21 protein-coding genes are annotated in these 25,719 nt (G+C 72.9%); 9 read left to right on the top strand and 12 right to left on the bottom strand.

The window, feature by feature from the left end; translation table 11 throughout:
- Positions 1-137: 137 nt before the first annotated feature.
- Both DQE82_RS17195 and DQE82_RS17190 read left to right on the top strand, forming a co-directional pair.
- Complete coding sequence (locus DQE82_RS17195) at positions 138-1,592, top strand: D-glucuronyl C5-epimerase family protein (RefSeq protein ID WP_069089936.1); 1,455 nt, start codon at positions 138-140, stop codon at positions 1,590-1,592.
- A 48-nt stretch (positions 1,593-1,640) separates the two neighbouring features.
- Positions 1,641-3,152, top strand: coding sequence for a deoxyguanosinetriphosphate triphosphohydrolase family protein (locus DQE82_RS17190; RefSeq protein WP_113973408.1), 1,512 nt, complete (start codon positions 1,641-1,643; stop codon positions 3,150-3,152).
- A gap of 7 nt (positions 3,153-3,159) precedes the next feature.
- Here the strand turns inward: DQE82_RS17190 and DQE82_RS17185 are convergent, their stop codons facing one another.
- From DQE82_RS17185 to DQE82_RS17150, 8 genes are all read right to left on the bottom strand, one after another.
- Positions 3,160-3,804: a NeuD/PglB/VioB family sugar acetyltransferase gene (locus tag DQE82_RS17185; RefSeq protein WP_064447495.1), complete on the bottom strand. Its 645-nt coding sequence runs from the start codon at positions 3,802-3,804 to the stop codon at positions 3,160-3,162.
- Positions 3,801-4,502, bottom strand: a complete 702-nt coding sequence (locus DQE82_RS17180; protein WP_113973199.1) for a sugar transferase — start codon at positions 4,500-4,502, stop codon at positions 3,801-3,803. Before DQE82_RS17180 ends, DQE82_RS17185 begins: the two co-directional genes overlap by 4 nt.
- 85 nt (positions 4,503-4,587) lie before the next feature.
- Complete coding sequence (locus DQE82_RS17175; RefSeq protein ID WP_113973198.1) at positions 4,588-5,733, bottom strand: MBL fold metallo-hydrolase; 1,146 nt, start codon at positions 5,731-5,733, stop codon at positions 4,588-4,590.
- A gap of 82 nt (positions 5,734-5,815) precedes the next feature.
- Positions 5,816-6,757 (bottom strand): SDR family NAD(P)-dependent oxidoreductase, encoded by a 942-nt coding sequence (locus DQE82_RS17170; protein ID WP_113973197.1) that lies wholly within the window; start codon positions 6,755-6,757, stop codon positions 5,816-5,818.
- A complete protein-coding gene (locus DQE82_RS17165; protein WP_064447499.1) occupies positions 6,754-7,938 on the bottom strand; it encodes a zinc-dependent alcohol dehydrogenase in 1,185 nt (394 codons plus the stop codon). The genes DQE82_RS17170 and DQE82_RS17165 overlap by 4 nt, the downstream gene beginning before the upstream one ends.
- Before the next feature lie 142 nt (positions 7,939-8,080).
- A complete protein-coding gene (locus DQE82_RS17160; RefSeq protein ID WP_030499798.1) occupies positions 8,081-8,833 on the bottom strand; it encodes a succinate dehydrogenase/fumarate reductase iron-sulfur subunit in 753 nt (250 codons plus the stop codon).
- Positions 8,830-10,767 carry a fumarate reductase/succinate dehydrogenase flavoprotein subunit gene (locus tag DQE82_RS17155; RefSeq protein ID WP_043325081.1) on the bottom strand — a complete coding sequence of 646 codons (1,938 nt, stop codon included), beginning with the start codon at positions 10,765-10,767 and terminating at the stop codon, positions 8,830-8,832. The genes DQE82_RS17160 and DQE82_RS17155 overlap by 4 nt, the downstream gene beginning before the upstream one ends.
- A 1-nt stretch (position 10,768) precedes the next feature.
- Positions 10,769-11,500: a succinate dehydrogenase cytochrome b subunit gene (locus DQE82_RS17150; RefSeq protein ID WP_176722908.1), complete on the bottom strand. Its 732-nt coding sequence runs from the start codon at positions 11,498-11,500 to the stop codon at positions 10,769-10,771.
- A 35-nt stretch (positions 11,501-11,535) separates the two neighbouring features.
- Here DQE82_RS17150 and DQE82_RS17145 point away from each other — a divergent pair, with 35 nt between their 5' ends.
- A complete protein-coding gene (locus DQE82_RS17145; protein WP_043325079.1) occupies positions 11,536-12,474 on the top strand; it encodes a LysR family transcriptional regulator in 939 nt (312 codons plus the stop codon).
- 101 nt (positions 12,475-12,575) lie between these two features.
- Positions 12,576-14,231: a D-glucuronyl C5-epimerase family protein gene (locus tag DQE82_RS17140; protein WP_113973196.1), complete on the top strand. Its 1,656-nt coding sequence runs from the start codon at positions 12,576-12,578 to the stop codon at positions 14,229-14,231.
- A gap of 36 nt (positions 14,232-14,267) precedes the next feature.
- On the opposite strand, the gene hrpA is transcribed toward DQE82_RS17140, so the two are convergent.
- On the bottom strand, positions 14,268-18,263 hold the full coding sequence (gene hrpA / locus DQE82_RS17135; RefSeq protein WP_113973195.1) for an ATP-dependent RNA helicase HrpA: 3,996 nt from the start codon (positions 18,261-18,263) through the stop codon (positions 14,268-14,270).
- A gap of 142 nt (positions 18,264-18,405) precedes the next feature.
- On the opposite strand from hrpA, the gene DQE82_RS17130 reads away from it, so the two are divergent.
- Positions 18,406-18,873, top strand: a complete 468-nt coding sequence (locus DQE82_RS17130; RefSeq protein WP_231915568.1) for a cytidine deaminase — start codon at positions 18,406-18,408, stop codon at positions 18,871-18,873.
- Between the two features lie 35 nt (positions 18,874-18,908).
- Here the strand turns inward: DQE82_RS17130 and DQE82_RS17125 are convergent, their stop codons facing one another.
- Both DQE82_RS17125 and DQE82_RS17120 read right to left on the bottom strand, forming a co-directional pair.
- Entirely contained in the window at positions 18,909-19,268 is a 360-nt protein-coding gene (locus tag DQE82_RS17125; RefSeq protein WP_013285335.1) for a YciI family protein, read from the bottom strand.
- Positions 19,269-19,272: 4 nt separating this feature from the next.
- Positions 19,273-20,217 (bottom strand): MerR family transcriptional regulator, encoded by a 945-nt coding sequence (locus DQE82_RS17120; RefSeq protein ID WP_233514693.1) that lies wholly within the window; start codon positions 20,215-20,217, stop codon positions 19,273-19,275.
- Between the two features lie 93 nt (positions 20,218-20,310).
- On the opposite strand from DQE82_RS17120, the gene DQE82_RS17115 reads away from it, so the two are divergent.
- From DQE82_RS17115 to DQE82_RS17100, 4 genes are all read left to right on the top strand, one after another.
- Positions 20,311-21,357, top strand: coding sequence for an iron ABC transporter permease (locus DQE82_RS17115; protein WP_104113626.1), 1,047 nt, complete (start codon positions 20,311-20,313; stop codon positions 21,355-21,357).
- A 149-nt stretch (positions 21,358-21,506) separates the two neighbouring features.
- Positions 21,507-22,499, top strand: coding sequence for an iron chelate uptake ABC transporter family permease subunit (locus DQE82_RS17110; protein ID WP_233514692.1), 993 nt, complete (start codon positions 21,507-21,509; stop codon positions 22,497-22,499).
- Positions 22,496-23,338, top strand: coding sequence for an ABC transporter ATP-binding protein (locus DQE82_RS17105; RefSeq protein WP_113973193.1), 843 nt, complete (start codon positions 22,496-22,498; stop codon positions 23,336-23,338). The genes DQE82_RS17110 and DQE82_RS17105 overlap by 4 nt, the downstream gene beginning before the upstream one ends.
- A 32-nt stretch (positions 23,339-23,370) precedes the next feature.
- Complete coding sequence (locus DQE82_RS17100; protein WP_043325074.1) at positions 23,371-24,315, top strand: ABC transporter substrate-binding protein; 945 nt, start codon at positions 23,371-23,373, stop codon at positions 24,313-24,315.
- Positions 24,316-24,371: 56 nt separating this feature from the next.
- Here the strand turns inward: DQE82_RS17100 and DQE82_RS17095 are convergent, their stop codons facing one another.
- Complete coding sequence (locus tag DQE82_RS17095; protein ID WP_113973192.1) at positions 24,372-25,631, bottom strand: Nramp family divalent metal transporter; 1,260 nt, start codon at positions 25,629-25,631, stop codon at positions 24,372-24,374.
- Positions 25,632-25,719: the final 88 nt, after the last annotated feature.

Here is a 25,719-nt window from a genome sequence, read left to right as displayed (position 1 = left end):
CCGCGTCCGGCGGAGGATCCCTAACAGTCAGAAGTATTCATGTTATGTGCGTCTATTCCACGCATGATGAAACGAGGGTGGCAAAAGCGACAAGAGGTTGCTGGGATGGGAGGCACAATCCCGACCTTGGAGGTCCCATGAGGATCCGCCTGTCCTGGCGCGCGCCGGTGGCCGCGGTGCTCGCCCTCGGCCTGGCGGGGACGCCGGTGACCGGCGCGGCGGCGGCCCTCCCCGAGCGGAGCGCGACGCTCAGCGCGTACGCCCGGGACGGCTACCTGCCGCGCCTGCTGCCCGGCTCGGTCTCACCGACCTCGCGGCAGATGACAGTCCCGCGGACCGACCCGCTGGCGCACGACGCCTCCGGGGTGCGGCTCTTCAACTGGCAGGGCGTCCTCTACGACCACCCGGTGGTCCAGGCCGACTGGGGGCTGGACAACCTCAACGCCTACCAGGTCACCGGTGACCGCTTCTTCCTGGACCGGGCGATCGCGCAGGCGCGGCGGAATCTGGACCGCAAGGTGGAGTCCCGCGGGGCGTGGTGGTACTCGTACCCGTTCGACCTGCCCCGGTGCACCGGGCTGGTGCTCCAGGCGCCCTGGTACAGCGCCATGGCGCAGGGGGAGCTGCTCAGCCTGTTCGTCCGGCTGTACGAGGTGACCGGCGACGCCACGTGGCGTACGGCGGCGGACCGCACGTTCCTCAGCCTCACGCTCGAACCGCAGCTCGGCGTGCCCTGGGTCAGCTGGACCGACGCGGACGGCTACCTGTGGCTGGAGGAATACCCGGACAGCCCGGGGGTGCGCGGGGAACGGGTCCTCAACGGCATGATCTACGCGTTCTACGGCGTGTACGACTACTGGCGGATCACCCGGGACAGCCGGGCGGTGAGCCTGATGGACGGGACGGCCACGACGGTGCGGCGGTACGTGCCGGCCATATTGCGCGTCCCGCAGTGGGCCAGCCGGTACTCGGTCGGCTGCGCGCGTTCCTACCCGAGCTACCACCAGGTGCACACCCAGCAGATGCTCTCGCTGCACCAGCTGACCCATGCCGGCGTGTTCGCCGCGTACGCCGACGTGCTGCGCGCCGACTATCCGTACCCACCGGTCGACGGCATCGTGTGGTTCGGTCCCGGCTCCCACGTCGCCTACCAGTTCGATGCGGCCGGCCGGATCGTCGCGCAGAAGTCGATCAATCTGATCCGCTTCTCCACCGCCACCGCCGACCAGCGCGTCCGGGTGACCGGCCGGGGCGTCTACTACCGCATGGCCAACGGCGTGTTCGCCGGCATGTTCGTCGCGGAGGACGCCGCGAACCGGTGGCTCGCCGGGAAGTTCGTCCAGCACACGTACGCGCCCACCCGGTTGCTGACCGTGGAGCCCGGCACCTACACCGGATACGCCTACGACAGCAGGTGGCAGGTGGTCGGGTCCAAGACCGTCACCTTCCCGCGCACCTCGGGCGCGCCGATGGGGGCCAGTGCCTGGGTGAACGGCCGCCTGAGCTACCAGGTCACCGCCGGCACCTACCTGGGCTACTGGCTGCCGGCGGCCCCCGGGCTGGTGCTGGGGGACGCGCCCCCGCTGCCCTAGACACAGGTCGCGGCGCGCCGGGCGAGTCGCTGCGCTAGCGTGGCGATCATGGAGGCACCTGCGGATCCGCGGGCCCGGCGGCTCTTCGGGGGCAGCGCCCGGGCGCTCGGCGACCTGGCGGCCGGCCCGTTCCGGGCCGACCGGGACCGGATCGTCGGCTCGCCGTTCTTCGCCCGGCTGAACGGTGTCACCCAGGTGATCAGTCCCGGCGGGTCGGGGCTTCTGGTGCACAACCGGCTCACCCACAGCCTGAAGGTCGCCCAGGTGGCCCGGGCGATCGCCGAGCGGCTCATGGCCGACCCGGCGTACCGGGACCTGCTGGACAAGCTCGGCGGCTGCGACCCGGAGGTGGTGGAGGCCGCCGCGCTCGCGCACGACCTCGGCCACCCGCCGTTCGGGCACCTGGGGGAGCGGGTGCTGGACCGGCTGGCCCGGCAGCGGCTCGGGCTGGCCGACGGCTTCGAGGGCAACGCCCAGTCGTACCGGATCGTCACCAGCACCGAGATCCGCGGCGCGGCGACCACCGGGCTGGACCTGACCGCGGCGGTCCGGGCCGCCATGCTGAAGTACCCGTGGACCCGGCTGGACCATCCCGACCCGCACCCCCGGCACCTCGACCCGGCGCCCCGCGGCGCGGCGGCCCCGCCGGAGGACCCGGAGAGCGGGTCGGTGAAGTTCGGCGCTTATCGCACCGAGCTGGACGACCTGCGTCAGGCGCGGGAGCCGTTCGCCGGCCGCATCCCGGACTGGCAGCAGACGCCCGAGGCGTCGGTGATGGACACCGCCGACGACATCGCGTACGCGATCCACGACGTGGAGGACTTCTACCGCGTCGGGGTGCTCCAGCAGGGCGCGGTGGCGGCCGAGCTGATGGCCTGGCAGCGCGAGTGCGGGCACCTGCGGTCGATCACCGCGTCCGCGCTGGATGCGGCGGGCCGGCGCCCCGGCGCGGCGATCGAGCGGCTGCGCCGGCAACTGCACCGCAAAGACGGCTGGATCGCCGACGACGAGGCGTTCGCCGCCGCAGTCGAACACGTCCGCGAGGAGCTGGTGGAGGGGCTGCTGGCGCTGCCGTTCGACGGCTCGATCGAGGCGGAGCAGTACGTCGCCCGGTTCTCCGCCCGCTGGTCCACCCGCTTCGTGGACGCCATCACGGTGACCCCGGACCCGCACGTCCGCTCCGGGTACGTGCTGCTGGCCAAGGCGCAGTGGCACGAGGTGCAGGTGCTCAAGTTCGTGCACCACCGGTTCGTGCTGGCCCGCCCGGACCTGGCGCTGCACCAGCGCGGCCAGGCCCGGCTGCTGGGCACGCTGGTGGAGGCGCTCTGGGAGTGGCTGCTGGACCCGGACGAGGAGTCCCGGCTGCCGCGACGGCTGCACGACCTGGTGGAGCTGGCCGAGGCGGAGCTGCACCCGCGTACCCCGGACCGGATCGGCCGGGCCCGGGGCCGGGCGATCGTCGACTTCGTCGCGCAGCTCACCGACGGTCAGGCGGTGGCCATGCTGGACGCGCTGTCGGGCCGTTCCGGCGCGCTCTGGACCGACGCCTTCGTGCTCTGAGGACCGCTCAGCGGGCCGGTACTCCCTTGACCACGATCTCCGGCGGCACGTCGCGTACCACGCACGCGCCGGCGCCGACCGTCGCGCCGGCGCCGACCCGCAGGCCGGGGAGCACCACCGCGCCCGCTCCGATCAGCGCGGCGGTGTCGAGGCGGCAGTCGCCCGACACGGCCGCGAGCGGGTGCAGGGAGACGTAGTCGCCGACCACGCAGTCGTGCGCGAGCGTGGCGTTCTGGTTGACGTGCAGGTGCCGCCCGGCGGTGACGTTGGTGGTGATCCGGCCACCGGCGAACACCACGAGGCCCTCGGCCGACACCAGGTCCGGGCCGACGGTGGCGTCCGGGTGGACGAGACTCGCCGCCGGCCTGCCGTACGTGTCGACCCGCGCGCCCACTTTCTGCCGGACACGTGGGTCGCCCAGGCCGAGGACGACGTGGGTCTGCGGCGGTAGTTGGCCGAGCGCCGCCACGGTCCCCAGGTACGGCGCGCCACACGACTCGGCGCGTTTGCGGTTCCGCTCGGACGGGTTGTCGTCGACGAAGCCGGCCAGCCGCCACGGCGGCCGCGCGGCGGACTCGTTGACCGCCGCCACGATCTGGGCGATCTCCCGGCCGTGGCCGCCGCACCCGACGACGACGAGGTCGAGGGTCACCGGGACCCGCTTCCCGCTGTCGCCGCCACCGGATCCTCCGCGGCGGTGCCACGGAACTCGTGCGCGGTGGCGGCGCCGGGCGCGCTGATGCCCTGCCGCCGCAGCACCGCGACTGCGGTCCGGGCCAGGATGCGGGCGTCCAACCGCAGGCTCCAGTGCTCCACGTAGCGCAGGTCGTAGACGAAACGCTCCGCCCAGCCCAGTTCGTTGCGGCCGTTGACCTGCGCGAGCCCGGTGAGGCCGGGCCGGACGTCGTGCCGGCGGAACTGCTCCGGCGTGTAGAGGTCGCGGTAGCTGGTCGGGAACGGGCGCGGGCCGACCAGGCTCATGTCGCCGCGCAGGATGTTCCAGAGGCTGGGCAGCTCGTCCAGGCTGGTGGCCCGCAGCCAACGCCCCAGGGGCGTCAGCCGTGCCTGGTCGTCGCCGGGGGAGAAGCCGTCGCCGCCGCCCGCCATGGACCGGAACTTCAGGATGGTGAACTCCCCGCCGTACCGGCCGATGCGCTGCTGGCGGAAGAGGACCGGGCGGCCCATGCCGAGCAGCACCGCGACCGCCACCGCGGCCAGGATCGGTGCCGTCACCAGCAGGGCGGTCGCCGAGACGACGACGTCGACACCCCGTTTGACGGTGGCGGCGACGCCTGCCTGCGGTGTGGGTGTGCGGGGCTCTTCCACGCCTGGGGAGAGGCGAACCTGCATGCTGTCCTCCGGCCGCTGACTCGTCAGCGAACAGAGTACGCAAATATGCGCAGAAGATTGCCTTGTCCGAATTTTTCGGCGTGGCTCAGGCGACCGACTGCCACCAGCCGTCGACCGCCGGCGGCTCGTCCACGACCACCCGCTCACCGGGGCGCGGCACTGCGAGCCGCACGTCGCGCGCCTTCGCCTCGGCCCAGAGCCGGTCCACCGGCTCGGACCAGTCGTGCAGGGCCAGGTTGAACGTGCCCCAGTGCACCGGCACCAGCAGTCCGCCGCGTACGTCGAGGTGGGCGGCGACCGCCTCCTCCGGGAACATGTGGATGTGCGGCCACGCCCTGTCGTACGCGCCGATCTGCATCAGCGTCACGTCGAACGGGCCGTGCTCGGCGCCGATCGCGGCGTATCCGTCGAAGTAGCCGGAGTCGCCGGTGTAGAAGACCTTCCGGTGCGTGCCGGTGATCGTCCAGGAGCTCCACAGCGTGCCGTCGCGGCGCAGTCCGCGCCCGGAGAAGTGCTGCGCGGCGGTGGCGGTGAGCGTCAGCCCGCCGGCCCGGTGGCTCTCCGACCAGTCCAGCTCGACGATGCGGTGCTCGGGTACGCCCCAGCGGGCCAGGTGGGCGCCGACGCCGAGCGGCACCACGAACGGTGCGGACTGGAGGTCGGCCAGCGTGCGGACGGTCTCCATGTCGAGGTGGTCGTAGTGGTCGTGTGAGATCAGCACCGCGTCGAGCGGGGGCAGGTCGGTGAGGCGGACCGGCGGCTCGTGGATGCGCCGCGGGCCGACCAGCCCGGACGGGGAGCACCTGTCGCTCCACACCGGGTCGAGCAGCACCCGCTGCCCCTCGATCTCGACGAGCGTGGAGGCGTGGCCGTACCAGACGACGTTCAGCTCGCGGGCCGGGTCGGCGGCCGGCGCGGCGCCGGGGCGCACCAGCGGCACCGGGCTGCCCGGCCGCCGCTTCTGCTTGCCGAAGACCAGCTCCCGGAGCAGGTTGCGGCCCGGGTCGGCGACCATCGTGGCGCTGGCGCCGGCCGGGTTGTGGAAGGTGCCGTCGCGGAAGCGCGGTGACCGGGCCGCCCGTTCCGCCCGGGCGCCGGTGAGCCGTCCGCCGAGCTGCGCCGGTACGTCCCGCGCCGCCCAGGCCAGCCCGGCGACGGCGGCCAGCCCGGCGAGCTTCCACACCCGCCCGCCGCGCGTCCGGTCCGGCTCCTGCCCCGTTGCTTCCCGCATATTCGTCCCTCCGCCGTGTCCCGCCGTACACGGTAACCACAGTCGTCCCGGTCCGCCCGCACGCCGTCCACCCACGCCACGGTCAGGGCAGCCGGCGGCGTACCGCGGACGCCACAGTCGCCGCGCGTCCGCCCACGGCCCGGACCACCTGGGACACCTCCGGCAGCCACCCGCCCCGGACCGCCTCACCGGCCGGGTTCGGCTTGAACACGATGCCCCGGTGGGCGGCGATCGGCTGCCGGGTCAGCCCGGCCCGGCGCATCAGCGGTCCGACCAGCGCGTCGTACACGCCGGGCAGGGCGGTGAAGCCGAAGCGCATGATCACGTTGAGCCGCCCCACCGACATCTCGCGGCGCGGCCGGTCGAGACAGTGCGCGATGGCCCGCGCCACCCGCTCGGGCGAGGCGATCGGCGGCGGCGGACGGCCGACCCGGCCCAGGTAGTTGGCCGCCTGCCGGTAGACGGGCGTGTCCACGCTGCCCGGGTTGACCAGGCAGATCGCGACGCCCGGCGTCTCCCGTGCCTCCTGCTGGAGCGTGCGGGCCAGCCCCTGCAGGCCCCACTTGGCGGCCACGTAGCCGCTCATGTAGGGCGCGGTGATGTGCCCGAGCACCGAGCCGGTGAGCACGAGCGTGCCGCCGCCGGCCCGGAACCGGAGCAGCGCCTCCCGGGCCACCGCCGCGGCGGCCAGCAGGTCGGTGCGGACCACCTGCTCGAACACCTCGGCCGGCGTCTCGTCGAAACGGCCGTAGGCCATCACCGCGGCGGTGTGCACCCAGGCGTCGACGCGGCCGTACTCGGCCTGCGCCGCGTCGGCCAGCGCGGCCACCGCGCCGGGCTCGGTCACGTCCATCGGTACGGCGATCGCCCGCGCGCCCGCGGCCCGGCACTCGTCGCGCACCTCGTCGAGCGTGGCGGGGGAGCGGGCCGCGAGGACCAGCCGGTCCCCGCGGCCCGCCAGCTCCAGGGCGGTCGCCCGGCCGATCCCGCTGGTCGCGCCGGTGACGACCACCGTCCGGGTCACGGCGCGAGCACGACCTTGACGCAGCCGTCCTCCTTCTTCTGGAACATCTCGTACGCCCGCGGCGCGTCGGTCAGCGGCAGCCGGTGGGTCCGCAGGTCCTCGACGCCCAGCGGGTCGTCGTCGCGCTCCAGCAGCGGGATGATCTCGTCGACCCAGCGGCGTACGTGGCACTGGCCCATGCGCAGCTGGATGCCCCTGTCGAACATCTCCATCAGCGGCATCGGGTCCTGCTCGCCGCCGTACACGCCGGAGATCGACACGGTGCCGCCGCGCCGTACCGCCTTGAGCGCGGCGTGCAGCACCACGAGCCGGTCCACGCCGGCCTTGTCGGTCATCGCCTGGGCCAGCTTGTCCGGCAGCAGCCCGGCGGCGGTCTGGGCCATCTTGCCCAGCGGCGCGCCGTGCGCCTCCATGCCGACCGCGTCGATCACCGCGTCCGGGCCGCGCCCGTCGACCAGGTCGATGAGCGTGCCGGGCACGTCGTCGAGCTGGCTGACGTCGAGCACCTCGATGCCGTGCCGGCGGGCCATCTCCAGCCGCTCGGGGACCAGGTCCAGTCCGATCACCCGGCCCGCGCCGAGGTGGCGGCCGATCCGGGCGCTGAACTGCCCGACCGGGCCGAGCCCGAACACGGCGAGCGTGCCGCCGGGCGGGACGTCCGCGTACTTCACCGCCTGCCAGGCGGTGGGCAGGATGTCGGAGAGGTAGAGCCAGCGCTCGTCCGGGCCGGTGTCCGGGATCGTGATCGGGCCGAACTGGGCCTGCGGCACGCGCAGGTACTCGGCCTGGCCGCCGGGGATCGAGCCGTACAGCGAGGTGTAGCCGAACAGGGACGCGCCCTTGCCCTGGCTCTTGACCTGCGTGGTCTCGCACTGGGCGTAGAGCTGCCGCTCGCACATCCAGCACGAGCCGCAGGAGATGTTGAACGGGACGACCACCCGGTCGCCCTTCTTGAGCCGGGTCACCCCGGGCCCGACCTCCTCGACGACGCCCATCGGCTCGTGCCCGAGGACGTCGCCGGGCTTCAGGTACGGCCCGAGCACCTCGTACAGGTGCAGGTCGGAACCGCAGATGGCGGTCGAGGTGATCCGGACGATCGCGTCGGTCGGCTCCTCGATCCGGGGGTCCGGGACGTCCTCGACGCGAACGTCCCGCTTGCCGTGCCAGGTCAGTGCCTTCATGCCTGTATGTCCCCTCTCCGGTGCCGTCCATCGGACTGCTACCCGCGAGAGGCGGCTTGAATCGGCGGCGGCCCCCGTACGAGCGCGACCGCCGCACCCCTGGATGCGGGTGCGGCGGTCGCGTGGGTCGTGCCGTGTCCGGTCAGGAGCCGGCGCGCTTGGCGGTCGCCTTCAGGTAGTCCCGGTTGAGGCGGCCGATGGTGTTCAGCGGGATGCCCTTCGGGCAGGCCGCCGCGCACTCGCCGATGTTCGTGCAGCCGCCGAAGCCGGCCTCGTCGTGCGCGTCCACCATGCCGATCACCCGGGTGTAGCGCTCCGGCTGGCCCTGCGGCAGCAGCGAGAGCTGGGTGATCTTCGCGGCGGTGAACAGCATGCCGGAGCCGTTCGGGCAGGCCGCCACGCAGGCGCCGCAGCCGATGCAGGCGGCCGACTCGAACGCGGCGTCGGCGTCGGCCTTCGGCACCGGCACCGAGTGCGCCTCCGGTGCGCTGCCGGTCGGCGCGGTGACGTAGCCGCCGGCGGCGATGATCTGGTCGAACGCGTTGCGGTTGACCACCAGGTCCTTGACGACCGGGAAGGCCCGGGCCCGCCACGGCTCGATGTCGATCGTGTCGCCGTCGGAGAACTGCCGCATGTGCAGCTGGCAGGCGGTGGTGCCGCGCTGCGGGCCGTGCGCCTCACCGTTGATCATGAGGCTGCACATGCCGCAGATGCCCTCGCGGCAGTCGTGGTCGAACGCGACCGGCTCCTCGCCGTCGAGGATCAGCCGCTCGTTGAGCACGTCGAGCATCTCCAGGAAGGACATGTCCGGGGACACGTCCTGCACCGGGTAGGTCACCATCCGACCCTTGTCCTCGGGGCCGTGCTGGCGCCAGATGCGCAGGGTCAGGTTCACTTGTAGCTCCGCTGCGTGGGGTGGACGTATTCGAAGGTCAGGTCTTCCTTGTGCAGCACGGGCTCACCGGTGCCGGTGTACTCCCAGGCCGCCACGTACGCGAACCGGTCGTCGTCGCGCTGCGCCTCGCCGTCGGGCGTCTGGTGCTCGGCCCGGAAGTGACCGCCGCAGGACTCCTCGCGGTGCAGCGCGTCGATGCACATCAGCTCGGCCAGCTCGAAGAAGTCGGCCACCCGGCCGGCCTTCTCCAGCGACTGGTTGAGCCCCTCGCCGTCGCCCGGCACGCGCACCCGCTGCCAGAACTGCTCGCGCAGCGCGCGGATCTCGTCGATCGCCTTGCGCAGCCCGGCCTCGGAGCGCTCCATGCCGCAGTGCTCCCACATGATCTGGCCCAGCTCACGGTGGAACGAGTCCACGGTGCGGTCGCCGTTGATCGCGAGCAGCCGCTTGATCCGGTCCTCGACGTCGGTACGCGCCGCGACCGCCTCGGGGTGGCTCGCGTCGACCTTGTCCAGCGGGCCGGAGGAGGCCAGGTAGTTGGCGAGCGTGTTCGGCAGCACGAAGTAGCCGTCCGCGAGGCCCTGCATCAGCGCCGAGGCGCCGAGCCGGTTCGCGCCGTGGTCGGAGAAGTTGGCCTCACCGATCACGAACAGGCCGGGGATGCTCGACTGCAGGTCGTAGTCGACCCAGAGGCCACCCATCGTGTAGTGCACGGCGGGGTAGATCCGCATCGGGACCTCGTACGGGTCCTCGCCGGTGATCCGCTCGTACATCTCGAAGAGGTTGCCGTACTTGGCCTCGATGGCCTTGCGGCCGAGCCGGTTGATCGCGTCGGCGAAGTCGAGGTAGACGCCGAGGCCGGTCGGGCCGACGCCGCGTCCCTCGTCACAGACGTTCTTCGCGGCGCGGGAGGCGATGTCGCGGGGGACCAGGTTGCCGAAGGACGGGTAGATCCGCTCCAGGTAGTAGTCCCGCTCGTCCTCGGGGATCTCCCGGGGGCTGCGCTGGTCGCCCTTGGCCTTGGGCACCCACACCCGGCCGTCGTTGCGCAGCGACTCGCTCATCAGGGTCAGCTTCGACTGGTGGTCGCCGGAGACCGGGATGCAGGTCGGGTGGATCTGCGTGTAGCAGGGGTTGGCGAAGTACGCGCCCTTGCGGTGCGCCCGCCAGGAGGCGGTGACGTTGCAGCCCTTGGCGTTCGTGGAGAGGTAGAAGACGTTGCCGTAGCCGCCGGTGGCGAGCACCACCGCGTCGGCCATCTCGGTGCTGATCTCGCCGGTGACCATGTCGCGGACCACGATGCCGCGCGCCCGGCCGTCGACGATCACCAGTTCGAGCATCTCGTGGCGGGCGTTCATCTCCACGTTGCCCAGGCCGATCTGCCGCTCCAGCGCCTGGTACGCGCCGAGCAGCAGCTGCTGGCCCGTCTGGCCCCGGGCGTAGAAGGTGCGCTGCACCTGCGCGCCGCCGAAGGAGCGGGTGTCCAGCAGGCCGCCGTACTCGCGGGCGAACGGCACGCCCTGCGCCACGCACTGGTCGATGATGTTGACCGACACCTCGGCCAGCCGGTGCACGTTCGACTCCCGGGAGCGGAAGTCGCCGCCCTTGACCGTGTCGTAGAAGAGGCGGTGCACCGAGTCGCCGTCGTTGCGGTAGTTCTTGGCGGCGTTGATGCCGCCCTGCGCGGCGATCGAGTGGGCCCGGCGCGGGCTGTCCTGGTAGCAGTAGGACCGCACCTGGTAGCCCTGCTCGGCCAGCGTGGCGGCGGCGGAACCGCCGGCCAGGCCGGTGCCGACCACGATCACCGTCATCTTGCGGCGGTTGGCCGGGTTGACCAGCTTCATCTCGAAGCGGTGGCGCTCCCACCGCGTCTCGATCGGGCCGTCCGGGGCCCGGGTGTCGGCGATCGGGTCGCCTTCGCGGTACAGATCCATGTCAGGACACCAATCCGGTGATCACGGCGAACGGGACCAGCAGGTAGCCGCCGACGAGCGCGACGGCGAAGACGAGCGCGGCGATCCTGGCCCGGCGCTCGCCCTTCGGGGTCTGCTGGCCGAGGCTGCGGAACGCGCTGAACGCGCCGTGGCGCAGGTGGAAGCCGAGGGTCACCAGCGCGAGGGTGTAGAAGAGCGTGACGTACCACCGCTCCGGCGCGAAGTCGGCGACGACGTTGCCGTACGGGTTGGCCGGGTCGCCCTGCGGGTTCAGGTGACCCGTGGTCAGGTCGAGGATGTGGTAGATCACGAAGAGCAGGATGATCACACCACCCCAGCGCATCGTGCGGGCCGCGTAGTTCACGTGGATCTTGCGGCGGTGCGCGTACCGCACCGGGCGGGCGGCCCGGGACCGCATCGCGAGCAGCGTGGCCGCGCCGATGTGCCCCAGCACGGCGACGGTGAGCACGGTGCGCTGGATCCACAGGAACCACGTCGTCGGCAGCAGTGGCGTGCCGATGTCGCGCAGCCAGTGCGCGTAGTGGTCGAACGAGGTCTCGCCCGTGAAGATCTTCAGGTTGCCGAGCATGTGCGCGATCAGGAACAGCACCAGAATGATGCCCGTCACCGCCATGACGGCCTTGAGGCCGACATTGGAGCGGATGGGCGACCGAGTTTTCGTGATTACCACGCGAACGACGCTAGGAGCACTTCGATCAGGCGTCCAATGCATCGAAATCGCAGCGTTGATAGCCGTAGGCTATGTAGATGCAGCTCCATCAGCTTCGGTACTTCGTGGCGGTCGCCGAAGTACGACATTTCACCCAGGCGGCCGATCTTGTCGGCATAACCCAGCCCTCGTTGAGTAAGCAAATTCACGCGCTGGAGGCCGACCTGGGGGCCCCGCTGTTCGAACGGGTAAGGGGCAACATCACCCTCACCGCGGCCGGCGAGGTGCTGCTGCCGCTGGCCAAGCGGATCCTCGCCGACGTGGAGACCGCCACCCGCGAGGTGCAGGAACTGGTGGGGCTGCGCCGGGGCCGGGTCCGGCTCGGCGCCACGCCCAGCCTGGCCACCTCGCTCGCCCCGCCGGTGCTGCGCCGGTTCCGCGACGCGCACCCCACGATCGACCTGCGCGTGGAGGAGGGCGGCTCGCAGGATCTCGTCCGGGACCTGCTCCGCGGCGACCTCGACCTCGCCCTGATCATCATGCCGTCGGCCGGCACCGACCCGGGGCTGCGCGCCGACCCGATCCTGCGCGAGAGCCTGGTGGTCGCCTCGGTCGACCCGCTGCCGGGCGCCTCGGAAGCCGGGGAGCTGCGCATCACCGACCTGCGCGACCAGCCGCTGGTCATGTTCCGCGAGGGCTACGACCTGCGCGACGCCACGCTCCAGGCGTGCCGGGCGGCCGGGTTCGAGCCGACCCTGTCCGTCGACGGCGGAGAGATGGACGCCGTGCTCAGCTTCGTCGAGGCCGGGCTCGGCGTCGCGCTGGTGCCCGGCATCGTGGTGGCCCGCCGCGCCGGCATCCGGGTCACCCGGCTCGTACCGCCCGGGGTCCGCCGGACCATCGCGGTGGCCCGCCGCCGCGACGTGGTCCCCACCCACGCCGGGCGCGAGCTGCGCCGCATCCTCCTGGAGTACGTCCACGACGCCACCGCCGCCGACCAGCTCCCCGCCGGTGTCGAGCCGCTTGCCGCCATTTGACGGATCTCCGACATGTCGCGACGAATGTCCTTGCTCGTCCCGGCCGACCGGAACAGCATGGGAAGGCTGATGCCCAGCATGTGAAGACACGGGAGGTTCGCATGCGCCATCAAGACCCGTCCGGGGCCGCCGGCCCGACACCTGCACTGAGCCGGCGTGCCGTCGTCGCCGGCTCCCTGGCCGCCGCCTCGGTCCCGCTGCTCGGCGGTGGCCCCGCCTGGGCCGCGGCGTCCCCGGCGACCTCGCTCCTGGCGCCGGCGGACCCGGTCATCGACCCGGCCCTGGAGATCGGCCCGCCGGGGCCGGTCGAGCCACTGCCGAACCTGTCCGCGATCCCGGCCCGGGACATGCCCCGGCTGGCCCCGCGCGCGGCCTCCACCCCGGGCGCCGGCCGCGTCGGCGGACCGACCCGCCGGTTCGCCGGCGCGGCGTCGGTGCCGTTCCAGTTCCGGTACGACGACTTCGAGATCCGGGAACTGCCGATCGGCATCGAGCCCTACCACATGACCTCGCCGGTCCCGCTCGTCGATCCCGGTGTGCACGACTCCACCGGTGTGCGCATGGTGCGCCTCGGCGGCCGCCTCTACGACCACCCGGTCGCGCAGGCGCAGTACGGCCTGCACCTGATGGAGGCCCACCGGATCACCGGGAACCTGACATACCTGGACCGGGCGAAGCGGCAGGCGCAGCGCCTGATCGACCGCCGCACGCTGCGCTCCGGCGCGTGGTTCTATCCGTACCCGTTCGACCACCGGCTGCACGGCGGCCCCGACCTCTACCCGGCGCCCTGGTACTCGATGATGGCCCAGGGGCAGGCGCTGAGCCTGTTCACCCGGCTCTACCAGCGCACCGGCGAGACGAAGTGGAAGGGCGCCGCGGACGCCACCTTCGCCTCGTACCTGCTGCCCGCGGTGGCCGGCCAGCCGTGGGGCGTGTACGTGGTGGACGGTCTGCTGTGGCTGGAGGAGTACCCGCACCCGAAGGCGGTCCGCGGCGACCGCACCTACAACGGGCACATGTTCTCCGCGTACGGCCTCTACGACTACTGGGTGCTCACCCGCAACGCCGACGCCAAACTCATGCTGCAGGGCGCGATCACCACCTACCGGGACGTGTGGGAGAAGACCCGGGTGCGGCACTGGCGCAGCCGCTACTGCCTGACCCACGGCATCGACGCCGGCCAGTACCACTCCACCCACATGTTCCAGTTCGTCCAGCAGTACGCCATCACCGGTGACACGTACCTGGCCCAGCTCGCCGACCTCTGGTACACCGACTACCCGCCCTACGGCGTGAAGGGCAACATCCGGTTCTCCTCCGGCACGCACACCGCGTACAAGTTCAACAGCGCCGGCACGGTGACCGCGCGGACGAAGATGACGCTGGCCCGCGCCAGCGCCGCGCCCTCCGGCGACCGCGTGAAGATCATGCGGCAGACCGGGATCTGGTACGCGATCACCGCCGGCACCCTGGCCGGCTACTACGTGCAGGAGTACTCGCCCTACCGGTACCAGGTCGGCATCTGCGCCGGGTTCGGCTACAAGCTGCACCGGCCCGGCACGATAGCCGTCGACGCGCCACCGGCGTACTCGATCGACGCCGCCGGGCTGATGAAGTCGGTGCCCACCACCTACCGGGTCGGTGACGCGGTGGCCATCGACGGCCGCTCGGTGCTCAACGGCCGCGAGCACGTCCGCCTCGTGGAGGGGCCGTACGCCGGTCGCTGGCTCGGCTTCGGCGCGGTGATCCGCCGCTGACCGGACCGCCGCGCCGGCGTCGGCCGGCGCGGCGGATCAGCGGCCCTCGGCGTCGTCCATGGCCCGGTAGATGCGCTGCTCGGAGACCGGGTAGGGGGTGCCGAGGGCCTGGGCGAACACGTTCACCCGCAGCTCCTCGATCATCCAGCGGATCTGGCGGGCCGCCGGGGTCGCGCGCCGCGGCGGGGGCAGCGCGGCGAGCATGTCCTGGTACTCCTTCTGCACCACCGCGATCCGGTCCTGCTGCTGTTTGTCGCGCGGCGGGTTGCCGGGCAGCCGGTCCAGCCGCCGCTCGATCGCGGTCAGGTAGCGCAGCAGGTCGGGCAGGCGCGCGTAGCCGGTCTCGGTGATGAAGCCCTTGTGCACCAGGCCGGTGAGCTGGGCACGGATGTCGGCCAGCGCGGCCACCACCGCCAAGTTGCGGGTCGCGCCGAGCCGCTGCTCCACCGTGTACGCGGCGGCCAGCACCCGGCGGACCCGGTCCATCACCTCGACCACGGTGTCCACCAGGTCGGCCCGCACCTTGTCGCGCAGCGCGGCGAAGCCCTCGGCGTCCCAGGCCGGGCCGCCCGCGTCGCCGATCAGCTTGTCGATCGCCGCCCCGGCCGCGTCCTCGATCAGCTCCGGCACGCTGCCGTGCGGGTTGCGGGACAGCGCCAGCTTCGCCTCGTTGCTCAGCCGCCCCTGGAGGAACTTCGCCGGCGACGGCAGCGTCAGCCGCAGCAGCCGCCGGGTGCCCGCCCAGTGCGCGGCCTCCTGCTCGGCGGCCGAGTCGAACACCTTCACCCCGACGGTGGCGCCCTCGTCCACCAGCGCCGGGTACGCGGTCACCGCGAAGCCGGCGCGGACCTGCTCGATGGTGCGCGGCAGCGCGCCGATCGACCACTCGGTCAGCCCGGAACGGGCCACGTCCGGCGCGGCGGCGGCCACGACCTGCCGTACCTCCTGGCGCAGCTCGCGTTGCAGCGCCGGCAGGTCCTTGCCCTCGGCGACCGGTTTGTCGTCCTCGCCGAGCACCCGGAACGTGACCCGCAGGTGCGGCGGCAGCTTCCCCAGGTCCCAGGCGTCCGGCGGCACTGTCACGCCGGTCATCCGGCGCAGCTGCCGGGTCAGCGCGGCCAGCAGCGGCTCCTCGCCCGGCGTGATCGCGGCCAGCGCGGCGCGCGCGTAGTCGGGCACCGGCACGAAGTTGCGCCGCACCGGCTTGGGCAGCGACCGGATCAGCGCGATCACCAGCTCCTCGCGCAGCCCGGGCACCTGCCAGTCGAAGCTCTCCGCCGGCACCTGGTTGAGCAGCGGCAGCGGGATGTCCACAGTGACGCCGTCGGTCGGCGCGGTCGGGTCGAACGTGTACGTCAGCGGCAGCGTCACGCCGTCGGCCCGCCACTCGTCCGGGAAGTCCTCCTCGTCCACCCCGCCCCGGCCGTCGTTGACGAGCAGCTCGCGGGTGAACGTGAGCAGGTCCGGCTGCTCCCGGCGGGTCTTCTTCCACCACGAGTCGAAGTGCCGGCCGGAGACCACGTCGGGGGGGATGCGCTGGTCGTAGAAGGCGAAGATGGTCTCGTCGTCGACCAGGATGTCGCGGCGCCGGGCCCGGTTCTCCAGCTCCTCGATCTCGGTCAGCAGCTTCTGGTTGTCCCGCCAGAAGTGGTGGTGGGTCTGCCAGTCGCCCTCCACCAGGGCGTGCCTGATGAACAGCTCCCGGCTGAGCACCGGGTCGATCCGCCCGAAGTTCACCTTGCGCGAGGTGACGAGCGGGATGCCGTACAGCGTGACCTTCTCGTAGGCCATCACGGCGGCCTGCTTCTTCTCCCAGTGCGGCTCGCTGTAGCTGCGTTTGACCAGGTGCTGGGCCAGCGGCTCGACCCACTCGGGCTCGACCCGCCCGGCCACCCGGCCCCACAGCCGGGACGTCTCCACCAGCTCGGCGGCCATCACCCAGCGCGGCGGCTTCTTGAACAGCGCCGACCCGGGGAAGATCCCGAACTTCGCGCCTCGCGCGCCCAGGTATTCGTGCTTCTGCGCGTCCTTGAGGCCGAGGTGCGACAGCAGGCCGGGCAGCAGCGACTGGTGCACCTTCGGGGTGTCGATCTCCTCCGGCAGGTCGGCGCCGGCGCCGCGCCGGCCCTCACCCTTGTCCGAGGTTCGCAGCACCTGGCGCAACTGGCTGACGATGTCCTGCCACTCGCGTACCCGGAGGTAGTTGAGGTATTCGGCCTTGCACATCCGGCGGAACGCGCTGGAGGACAGCTCCCGCTGCTTCTCCCGCAGGTAGCGCCACAGGTTCAGGTACGCGACGAAGTCGGATTCCTTGTCGGCGAACCGGGCGTGCGCCTGGTCGGCCTGGGCCTGCTTGTCGGCCGGGCGTTCGCGCGGGTCCTGGATGGACAGCGCGGCGGCGATCACCACCACCTCGGTGGCGCAGCCGTTGCGTTCGCCCTCCAGGACCATCCGGGCCAGCCGGGGGTCGACCGGGAGCTGTGCCAGCCGCCGGCCCAGCGCGGTGAGCCGTTTCGCCGGGTCGGTCTCGGCCGGGTCGAGCGCGCCCAGCTCGTGCAGCAGGTTCACGCCGTCGGTGATGTTGCGCCGGTCCGGCGGGTCGATGAACGGGAACGCGGCGACGTCGCCGAGCCCGATCGCCGTCATCTGCAGGATGACCGAGGCCAGGTTGGTGCGCAGGATCTCCGGGTCGGTGAACTCGGGGCGGGAGTCGAAGTCCTGCTCGTCGTAGAGGCGGATGCAGATGCCGTCCGAGGTACGCCCGCAGCGGCCCTTGCGCTGGTTGGCGCTGGCCTGCGAGACCGGCTCGATCGGCAGCCGCTGCACCTTCAGCCGGCTGGAGTAGCGGGAGATCCGGGCGGTGCCCGGGTCCACCACGTACTTGATGCCCGGCACGGTCAGCGAGGTCTCCGCGACGTTGGTGGCCAGCACCACCCGGCGGTTGGAGTGCGCGGCGAAGACCCGGTGCTGCTCGGCGGTGGACAGCCGGGCGTACAGCGGCAGGATCTCGGTGCCGAGCAGCGACCGCTTCTTCTGGACCAGCTTGCCCAGCGCGTCGGCGGTGTCGCGGATCTCCCGCTCGCCGCTGAGGAACACCAGGATGTCGCCCGGCCCCTCGGCGGCCAGCTCCTCGACCGCGTCGCCGATGGCCTGGATCTGGTCCCGGACGTTCTCCTCGTCGGCCTCGTCCTCCTCCTCGGCCTCGGTCACCTCGACCAGCGGCCGGTAGCGGACCTCCACCGGATAGGTGCGTCCGGACACCTCGACCACCGGCGCCGGGTTGCCCTCGGCGTCGGCGAAGTGCTTCGCGAACCGGTCGGTCTCGATGGTCGCCGAGGTGATGACCACCTTGAGGTCGGGCCGGCGGGGCAGGAGCTGCCTGAGGTACCCGAGGATGAAGTCGATGTTGAGGCTGCGCTCGTGTGCCTCGTCGATGATCAGCGTGTCGTACTGCCGCAGCATCCGGTCGGTCTGCAACTCGGCCAGCAGGATGCCGTCGGTCATCAGCTTGACCAGGCTGTTCTCGCCCACCTGGTCGGTGAAGCGCACCTTGTAGCCGACCACGTCGCCCAGCTCGGTGCCGAGCTCGTCGGCGATCCGGTCGGCGACCGTACGGGCCGCCAGCCGGCGGGGCTGGGTGTGCCCGATCAGGCCGGTGATCCCGCGCCCCAGCTCCAGGCAGATCTTGGGGAGCTGGGTGGTCTTCCCGGAGCCGGTCTCACCGGCCACGATCACCACCTGGTGGTCGCGGATCGCGGCCGCGATGTCGTCCTTGCGCTCACTCACCGGCAACTGCGCCGGGTAGGTGATCGCCGGCACGGCCGCGCGACGCGACTCCAGGCGCGCCTCCGCCCGGGTCACCTCGGCCGTGATCTCGGCCAGCGCCGCGTCCCGCCGCTGCGGGTCACGCAGCCGCCGCACGCCGTCGAGCCGCCGCTGGAGGCGGCGCTGGTCGCGGAACATCAGCGGGGCGAGGCGGCGGTGCAGGTCGCGGGCGGTGTCAGGGGCGGCGGGTACAGCTGGCTTCTGCATGTCGTCGCCAAGGATAGGCAGCCGCGCGGCGGACCGCCCCCGGGTTACCGGCGACGGGCGCGCCGTCACCGGCGGGCCGCCCGGCGGGGATAAAGTTGCCGCCGACGGGGGCCGACGGGGCCGACGAGGGGCGGGGATGATCATGCGGGACACCGACCGGGCGCTCGTGCAGGCCGCCACCGCCGTGGCGAAGCTGCGCTGCCGCAGCGACAACCACACCGTCGCCGCCGCCGTACGCAGCACCGACGGCCGGGTGTTCAGCGGCGTCAACGTCTACCACTTCACCGGCGGTCCGTGCGCCGAGGTGGTGGCAATCGGGGCCGCCGCGACCCAGGGCGCCGGCGAGCTGGAGACGATCGTCGCGGTGGGGGACCGGGGCCGGGGCGTCATCCCGCCGTGCGGGCGCTGCCGTCAGGTGCTGCTCGACTACTTCCCGTCGATCCGGGTGATCGTCGGCCCGCCCGACGGGCTGCGCGCGGTCCCGATCGCCGACCTGCTGCCCGAGACGTACGTCTGGTCCGACCAGCAGGTCGAGGTGCCGGCCGGGCCGCGTGCCCCGCTGTGGCCGACCCCGGTGGTGCCGGGTGTCCGGCAGGCCGCGGAGGACTGACCGGCGCTCCGGTCCGGCGCGCTGAGCCGCAACGCTCAGTCGCCGGCCGCGGCCTCCAGCATCGAGCGGGGCACCGGCACCTGCTCGAAGCGGACCTGACCCTCCGGCACCATCCAGCTGCTGACCTGCGCGACGAGCCGGCCCGCGCGGACCGCCGGGTCGTTCGCGTACAGCTCGCGGGCCATCTGCGGGTCCACCGACAGCACCACGAAACCGCGGACGCGTCCGTCGTCGCCGTCCAGGAACGGCCCGGCCGCGAGCACCGCGCCCTGCTCCACCAGCCCGGCCTGGTGGGCCAGGTGGGCGTCCTGGATCCGGTCGAGCGCGTCCTGCGGCAGGTCCGGCGCGTCGTCCGGGCGGACCAGGAGCACCACCGTGTGCCTGTCGAATCGCATGTCCTCAGGCTAGGTGCTGCCGGGCGCGCAGTGCCCGGATCGACCAGTCCAGCACCGGCGCCAGGCTCTCGGCCGGTGGCCAGCCGTTGATCACGGAGAGCAGCTCCAGGTACCGCTCCCGGCGAGGGTCGCTCGCGGTCCGCAACCGGTCCAGCATCCGCCGGCGCAGGTCGGCGTCGTCCGGCCGGCCGCAGATCCGCGCGTACCGGGCCGCCGCCCGGGCCACGATCGGATCCGCGTCGGGCGAGGCCGGCTCGACGCCGTCGGCGAGCGCCGGGGCCACCTCATCCCGGACCACGGCGACCACGTCCCGGCGTACGCCCTCGGCGCCGTTCCGGTCCGCCGCGTGCTGCTCGGCCAGCCGGCGCAGCCCAGCCCGGAATCCCGGGTCCAGGGTCAGCTCGGCCAGCTCCACCCACGCCTCGATCTGACAGTCGTCCGGATCGTCCGGCAGCTCTGGTGTGAGCGACCGGCGGATGCCCACGAACCCCGGATCGGTCAGGCCGCCGAACGCCGCGTCGAGGAACTCGTCGACCAGCCGCCGTCGTTCCCGCACGGCCAGGCCCGCCAGCCGGTGCAGCAGGTCGGCCTCGGACGGCGTGGCCCCGCGCCGGGCGATCACCGTGAGGACCGCGCGGCGCGTCCGCAGCAGGCGGATCTGCGCGGTCAGCGCGTCCGCGTGCGCCGAGGCGACCTCGGCCAGGGTGACCTCCCGGGTCACCACCCGGCGCACAGTGGGCAGGTCCACACCCAGCTCGCGCAACGTCCGTACCAGGTCGAGCCGGGCCACCGCGGCCGCGTCGTAGCGGCGCTGACCGGCCGGCCCTCGGTCGGTGGGCGGCACGACGCCACGGTCGGACCAGAACCGGATGGTCTTCACCGGCAGCCCGGTCCGCCGGGCCAGGTCACCGATCGAGTAGCGCTCCGCACCGTCCATGGCATCCAGCATCGTGCCTCCCCCTGGTGGAGGCGCAACCCGCTTAGGTACGCCTTAGCAGGTCAGCTAAGGTAAGGCGCACCTAACCGGAAGGCGAAACCCCTCGTGACCACCGTCGCCGTCCGGCCCGCGCGGGCCGGGGCTCCCGTCCGCCGCGGCACCGTCCGCCGCGTCGCGGTCACCGTGGCGGCGGCGCTCCTGCTCCTGCTGGCGCTGCTGGCCAGTCTCGCGCTCGGCAGCCGTCATTTCCCCGTCGACCAGGTGTGGCACGCGCTCGTCTCTCCGGACGGCGGCGACGCCACCACCGTGGTCCGGGAACTGCGGCTGCCGCGTACCGTCCTCGGGCTGGTCGTCGGCCTGGCGCTGGCGCTGGCCGGGGTGCTGTTCCAGGCGGTAACCCGCAATCCGCTGGCCGAGCCGCGCATCCTCGGCATCAGCGCCGGAGCCTCGTTCGGCGTGGTGCTGGCCATCGCCGTGTTCGGGGTCGGCACGCTCGCCGGGTACGTCTGGTTCGGTATCGCCGGCGCGCTGCTCACCGGGCTGCTCGTGTTCGCGGTCGCCAACCGCGCCCGCGACGGCGCCAGTCCGGTCACCCTCGCGCTCGTCGGCGCGGCCCTCGACGCCGGTCTCGGCGCCATCGTGTACGCGCTGCTCAGCATCGACGCCCGCACGTTCGAGGAGTACCGCTTCTGGGTGGTCGGCGGGCTGACCGGCCGGGGCGTCGGCGTGGCCGGTCAGGTGCTCCCGTTCGTGGCGGCCGGCGTGCTGCTGGCCCTGCTGGCCGCCCGTGGCCTGGACGCGCTGGCCCTCGGCGACGACGTGGCGCGAGGGCTCGGCCACCGGGTCGCCCTGGTCCGGCTCGCCGCCGGCGGCGGTGGCGTGCTGCTCACCGGCGCCGCGGTGGCCGCCGCCGGGCCGATCGCGTTCGTCGGGCTGGCGGTGCCGCACCTGGCCCGGGCGCTCGTGGGCGCCGACCACAGGTGGACGCTGCTGGTCGCCGCGCTGCTCGGCCCCGCGCTGGTGCTGGCGGCCGACGTGACGGGCCGCCTGGTCGCCCCGCCCGGCGAGATCCCCGCGGGCATCATCACCGCCCTGCTGGGCGCCCCGCTGCTGGCCTACCTGGTCCACCGAGCCAAAACGGTGACGACATGACCACCCCGGTCCCCCGCACAGACTCCCGCGATCTTGCACTTGCCGCCCCGGCGAAAGGGGCGATCCCGGCGCCGTCGGGGCAGCAAGTGCAAGATCAACGACGTGGGCCGCTGGGGGCCGGGCGCGGGGTTCTGCGGGTCGGGGCGGCGGTGGCGGTGCCGTTCCGGTGGCGTCCTGTCGTTCTGGCGCTGGTGCTGTTCGTGCTGCTCTGCCTCGCGGTGGTGGTCAGCCTGTCGCTGGGGACGCCGTACGTGGCCCCCGTCGACGTGGTGCGGTCGCTCTCCGGCGCGGGCACCCCGTACGACCTCGTGGTGCGCGACCTGCGACTGCCCCGCGCCGTCCTCGCGGCGGTCGCCGGGGCGGCCTTCGGCGTGGCCGGCACGCTGATCCAGAGCGTGGCCCGCAACCCCCTGGCCAGCCCTGACGTCATCGGTGTCACCCAGGGCGCCGGGCTGGCCGCCACGATCGCGCTGACCAGCGGCGCGGCGGCGGTGCTGGTGGCGCCGGCGGCGCTGCTCGGTGGCCTGGCCGCCGCGGTGGTGGTGTTCGCGCTCGGCGCCCGGCACGGCCTGGCCGCCCAGCGGTTCGTGCTCGCCGGCGTGGCGGTGGCGTTCGCGTTCCGGGCGCTGATCGAGGTCGTCATGCTCACCGCCGACCCGATCGACGGGCTGCGCGCGCAGATCTGGCTCATCGGCACGCTCGCCGGCAAGGGGTGGAGCGAGGCGGCCTGGATCGCCGGCACGCTCGCCGTGCTGCTGCCGGTGCTCCTCTGGGCCGGCTGGGCACTGCGCAGCAGCACGCTCGACGACGACACCGCGCGGGGGATCGGCCTGCGGCCGGTGGCCCGGCGCATCGGCCTGGCCGGCACCGGCGTGCTGGCCGCCGCGATGGTCACCGCCCAGGTGGGCGCGGTGGACTTCGTGGCGCTCGTCGCCCCGCAGGTGGCCCGCCGGCTGGCCCGGACCGAGCGACCGCCGCTGCTCTGCGCCGCGCTGCTGGGCGCGTTGCTGCTGGTGCTCGCCGACCTGGGCGCCCGGCGGCTGCTGGCCCCCACCCAACTGCCGGCCGGCGTGCTGACCGCGGCGATCGGCGGGCCGTACCTGATCTTCGTGCTGCTGCGCACCCGAGGGAGGCGCTCGTGACCGCGCTGCTGTCCACCCGCGACCTGGTCGTCGGCTACGAGGGCCGGACCGTGCTGGACGGACTGGACCTCGACCTGCCGGCCGACACGTTCACCGTGATCGTCGGCCCGAACGCCTGCGGCAAGTCGACGCTGCTGCGCACCATGGCCCGGCTGCTCACGCCCCGGCGGGGCGCGGTGCTGCTCGACGGCGCGGCGATCCGGGACCTGCCCACCCGGGACGTGGCCCGGCGACTCGGCGTGCTGCCGCAGAGCCCGCTGGTGCCCGAGGGGATCACCGTCGCCGACCTGGTCGGGCGCGGCCGGCAGCCCTACCAGCGCTGGTGGCGGCAGTGGTCGACCGAGGACGGCCGGGCGGTCGAGGAAGCCATGCGGCTGGCCGACGTCGCCGGGCTGGCCGACCGGGCGGTGGACACGCTCTCCGGCGGCCAGCGCCAGCGGGTGTGGATCGCCATGACGCTGGCCCAGGACACCGACGCGCTGCTGCTGGACGAGCCCACCACGTACCTCGACCTGGCCCACCAGGTGGAGGTGCTGGACCTGCTGCACCGGCTGCGCGCCGAGCGGGGCCGGACCGTGGTGGCCGTGCTGCACGACCTCAACCAGGCGGCCCGGTACGCCGGTCACCTGATCGCCATGCGCGACGGCGCGGTGGTCGCCGCCGGCGAGCCGCGCGAGATCCTCACCGCCGACCTGGTCCGCGACGTGTTCGGGCTGGACTGCGTGGTCGTGCCCTGCCCGGTCAGCGGCGCCCCGCTCGTGGTGCCGGCCCTCACCCAGACCTCGGCCGTTCCGGCCGCCACGCCGGCCACGGCCGGCGTCCCCGTCGGCGACGCCTGAGCGCGCCGACCCGCACCACCGAAAGGAACACCATGCGTCGTCTCGCCGTCGCACTCACCGCCGCGCTCGCCCTCGGCGTCGGTCTCACCGCCTGCGGGGAGAGCGATCCCGTCGGCGGCGCCGGCACCGGGGAGACCCGGGAGATCACCCACGCCATGGGCACCACGAAGGTGCCGGCCGAGCCGAAGCGCGTGGTCGTGCTCGACACGGACAAGATCGACACCGCGCTGTCGCTCGGCGTCACCCCGGTCGGCGCGGCCACCGCCGGTGAGGCGAAGAGCTGGCCCACCTACTTCGGCGCGGACAAGCTCGCCGGCATCACCGAGGTCGGCGTGCTCACCGAGCCGGACCTGGAGGCGATCAACGCGCTCAACCCGGACCTCATCCTGGGCAGCAAGTTCCGCCAGGAGAAGTTCTACGACGAGCTGTCCAAGATCGCCCCGACCGTGTTCACCGAGAAGGTCGGCATCACCTGGAAGGAGAACTTCCTCCTCGACGGCGCGGCGCTGGGCAAGGAGCAGCAGGCCAAGGACCTGCTGGCCGAGTACGAGAAGCGGGCGAAGGACTTCGGCGCGAAGCTCGGCGACGCCGCGTCCCGCAAGGTCTCCATCGTGCGCTTCATGCCGACCGAGATCCGCCTGTACGGGCCGGACTCGTTCTCCGGCATCGTCGTCGGCGACACCGGCCTGGGCCGCCCCGAGCGGCAGATGCTCGCCGGCAAGGAGGACAAGCGGATGGACCGGGTCAGCCCGGAGCGCATCGCCGAGGCCGACGGCGACGTGGTGTTCGTGACCGCGTACGGCGAGAAGGCCGCCGCCGAGCAGGCCAAGGTCACCGGCGGCACGCTGTGGAAGGGCCTGTCCGCGGTCAAGGCCGGCAAGGCGCACGTGGTCTCCGACGAGATCTGGATGACCGGCATCGGCGTGGGCGCCGCCAACAAGATCCTGGACGACCTGGAGAAGTACCTGGCCGCCTGAGTCCCGATCACCAGCGCCCGTCCAGCCGCACGGGGCCGGACGGGCGCTGGCGTGTTTCAGGCGGCCAGCTGCCAGAGCAGGAACGCGTTGAGCGCCACCACGAACGCCGTGATCGCCACCGCCGCGGCGGTGGTGGCCCGCCGGTTGACCAGGCTGCCCATCAGGTCCCGGCGTCGGGTGAACATCACCACCGGGATCAGCGCGAACGGGATGCCGAAGCTCAGCACCACCTGCGACAGCACCAGCGCGCGGGTCGGGTCGACGCCGATCGCGAGCACCGCCAGCGCGGGCAGCAGCGTGATCATCCGGCGGATCAGCAGCGGGATCCGGCGGCGCAGGAAGCCCTGCATGATGATCTCGCCGGCGTACGTGCCGACGCTCGTGGAGGCGAGGCCGGACAGGAGCAGCGCGACCGCGAAGCCGACCGCCGCGGCCGTACCGAGCGTGGTGGCGAGCCCGGCGTGCACGCCTTCCAGGGTGTCGGTGCCCGGGATCGACGTGCCGTGGAAGCTGCTCGCCGCCACCAGCAGCATGGCCAGGTTGACCGCCCCGGCGACGCCGAGCGCGATCAGCACGTCGACCCGCAGGCCCTTGGCGATCACCCGCCGCTGCGCCTCGCCCTCGGCGGGCAGGCGGTTCGGCGTCAGCGCCGAGTGCACGTAGATGACGTGCGGCATCACCGTCGCGCCCAGGATGCCGGCGGCGAGCAGCATGCTGTCGGTGCCCTGCATCCGGGGCAGCAGGCCGGCCGCGGCGTCGGACACGTCCGGCTGCGCGGTGACCAGGTTGACCGCGAACGCCAGCACGATCACCCCGAGCAGCGCCGCGATGGCGATCTCGAACGTCCGGAAACCCCTGGCGCGCAGCGCCAGGATGGAGAACGAGGCGGCGCCGACGATCAGGCCGCCGGACAGCAGCGGGACGCCGAACAGCAGGTACAGCGCGACCGCCCCGCCGATCACCTCGGCCAGGTCGGTGGCCATGGCGACCAGTTCGGCCTGCGCCCACATGACCCGGTTCAGCGGCCGGGGCAGGTGCTCCCGGCACAGTTCGGGCAGGCTGCGCCCGGTGGCCAGGCCGAGCTTGGCGGTGAGCGTCTGCACCAGCATGGCGGCCAGGTTCGCCGCCACCACCACCCAGACCAGCAGATAGCCGTACCGGGCCCCGGCCGTGGAGTTGGTGGCGAAGTTGCCGGGGTCGACGTAGGCGACCGCCGCTACGAACGCGGGCCCGAGCAGGATGAGGCGTCCGCGTACCGGGCGCGGGGCGGGGGCGGTCCGCAGTGGGGGTACGACAGGCGAGTCGTTTGTTACCACTGGTGCTCCTCGACGGACGACGGGCGGCGGGACGAGACGACGACCGGCGGGGGCGAGGCGGAGTCAGGCGGGTTGTTCCCGACTACTA

It is taken from the genome of Micromonospora sp. LHW51205 (genome assembly GCF_003315815.1).
Classification (GTDB): Bacteria; Actinomycetota; Actinomycetes; order Mycobacteriales; family Micromonosporaceae; genus Micromonospora; species Micromonospora chalcea.
The sequence above is the reverse complement of the archived record's forward strand: the minus strand, read 5'-3'. Positions and strand labels throughout refer to the sequence as shown.

What these genes read in the sequence shown, in the direction of transcription:
- DQE82_RS17140 (WP_113973196.1), top strand. Translation starts at nt 12,576, where the DNA reads ATGCGCCATCAAGACCCGTCCGGGGCCGCCGGCCCGACACCTGCACTG.
- DQE82_RS17155 (WP_043325081.1), bottom strand. Translation starts at nt 10,767, where the DNA reads ATGGATCTGTACCGCGAAGGCGACCCGATCGCCGACACCCGGGCCCCG.
- DQE82_RS17175 (WP_113973198.1), bottom strand. Translation starts at nt 5,733, where the DNA reads ATGCGGGAAGCAACGGGGCAGGAGCCGGACCGGACGCGCGGCGGGCGG.
- hrpA (WP_113973195.1), bottom strand. Translation starts at nt 18,263, where the DNA reads ATGCAGAAGCCAGCTGTACCCGCCGCCCCTGACACCGCCCGCGACCTG.
- DQE82_RS17125 (WP_013285335.1), bottom strand. Translation starts at nt 19,268, where the DNA reads ATGCGATTCGACAGGCACACGGTGGTGCTCCTGGTCCGCCCGGACGAC.
- DQE82_RS17150 (WP_176722908.1), bottom strand. Translation starts at nt 11,500, where the DNA reads ATGCATTGGACGCCTGATCGAAGTGCTCCTAGCGTCGTTCGCGTGGTA.
- DQE82_RS17190 (WP_113973408.1), top strand. Translation starts at nt 1,641, where the DNA reads ATGGAGGCACCTGCGGATCCGCGGGCCCGGCGGCTCTTCGGGGGCAGC.
- DQE82_RS17130 (WP_231915568.1), top strand. Translation starts at nt 18,406, where the DNA reads ATGCGGGACACCGACCGGGCGCTCGTGCAGGCCGCCACCGCCGTGGCG.
- DQE82_RS17180 (WP_113973199.1), bottom strand. Translation starts at nt 4,502, where the DNA reads ATGCAGGTTCGCCTCTCCCCAGGCGTGGAAGAGCCCCGCACACCCACA.
- DQE82_RS17165 (WP_064447499.1), bottom strand. Translation starts at nt 7,938, where the DNA reads ATGAAGGCACTGACCTGGCACGGCAAGCGGGACGTTCGCGTCGAGGAC.
- DQE82_RS17145 (WP_043325079.1), top strand. Translation starts at nt 11,536, where the DNA reads ATGCAGCTCCATCAGCTTCGGTACTTCGTGGCGGTCGCCGAAGTACGA.
- DQE82_RS17195 (WP_069089936.1), top strand. Translation starts at nt 138, where the DNA reads ATGAGGATCCGCCTGTCCTGGCGCGCGCCGGTGGCCGCGGTGCTCGCC.
- DQE82_RS17100 (WP_043325074.1), top strand. Translation starts at nt 23,371, where the DNA reads ATGCGTCGTCTCGCCGTCGCACTCACCGCCGCGCTCGCCCTCGGCGTC.
- DQE82_RS17120 (WP_233514693.1), bottom strand. Translation starts at nt 20,217, where the DNA reads ATGCTGGATGCCATGGACGGTGCGGAGCGCTACTCGATCGGTGACCTG.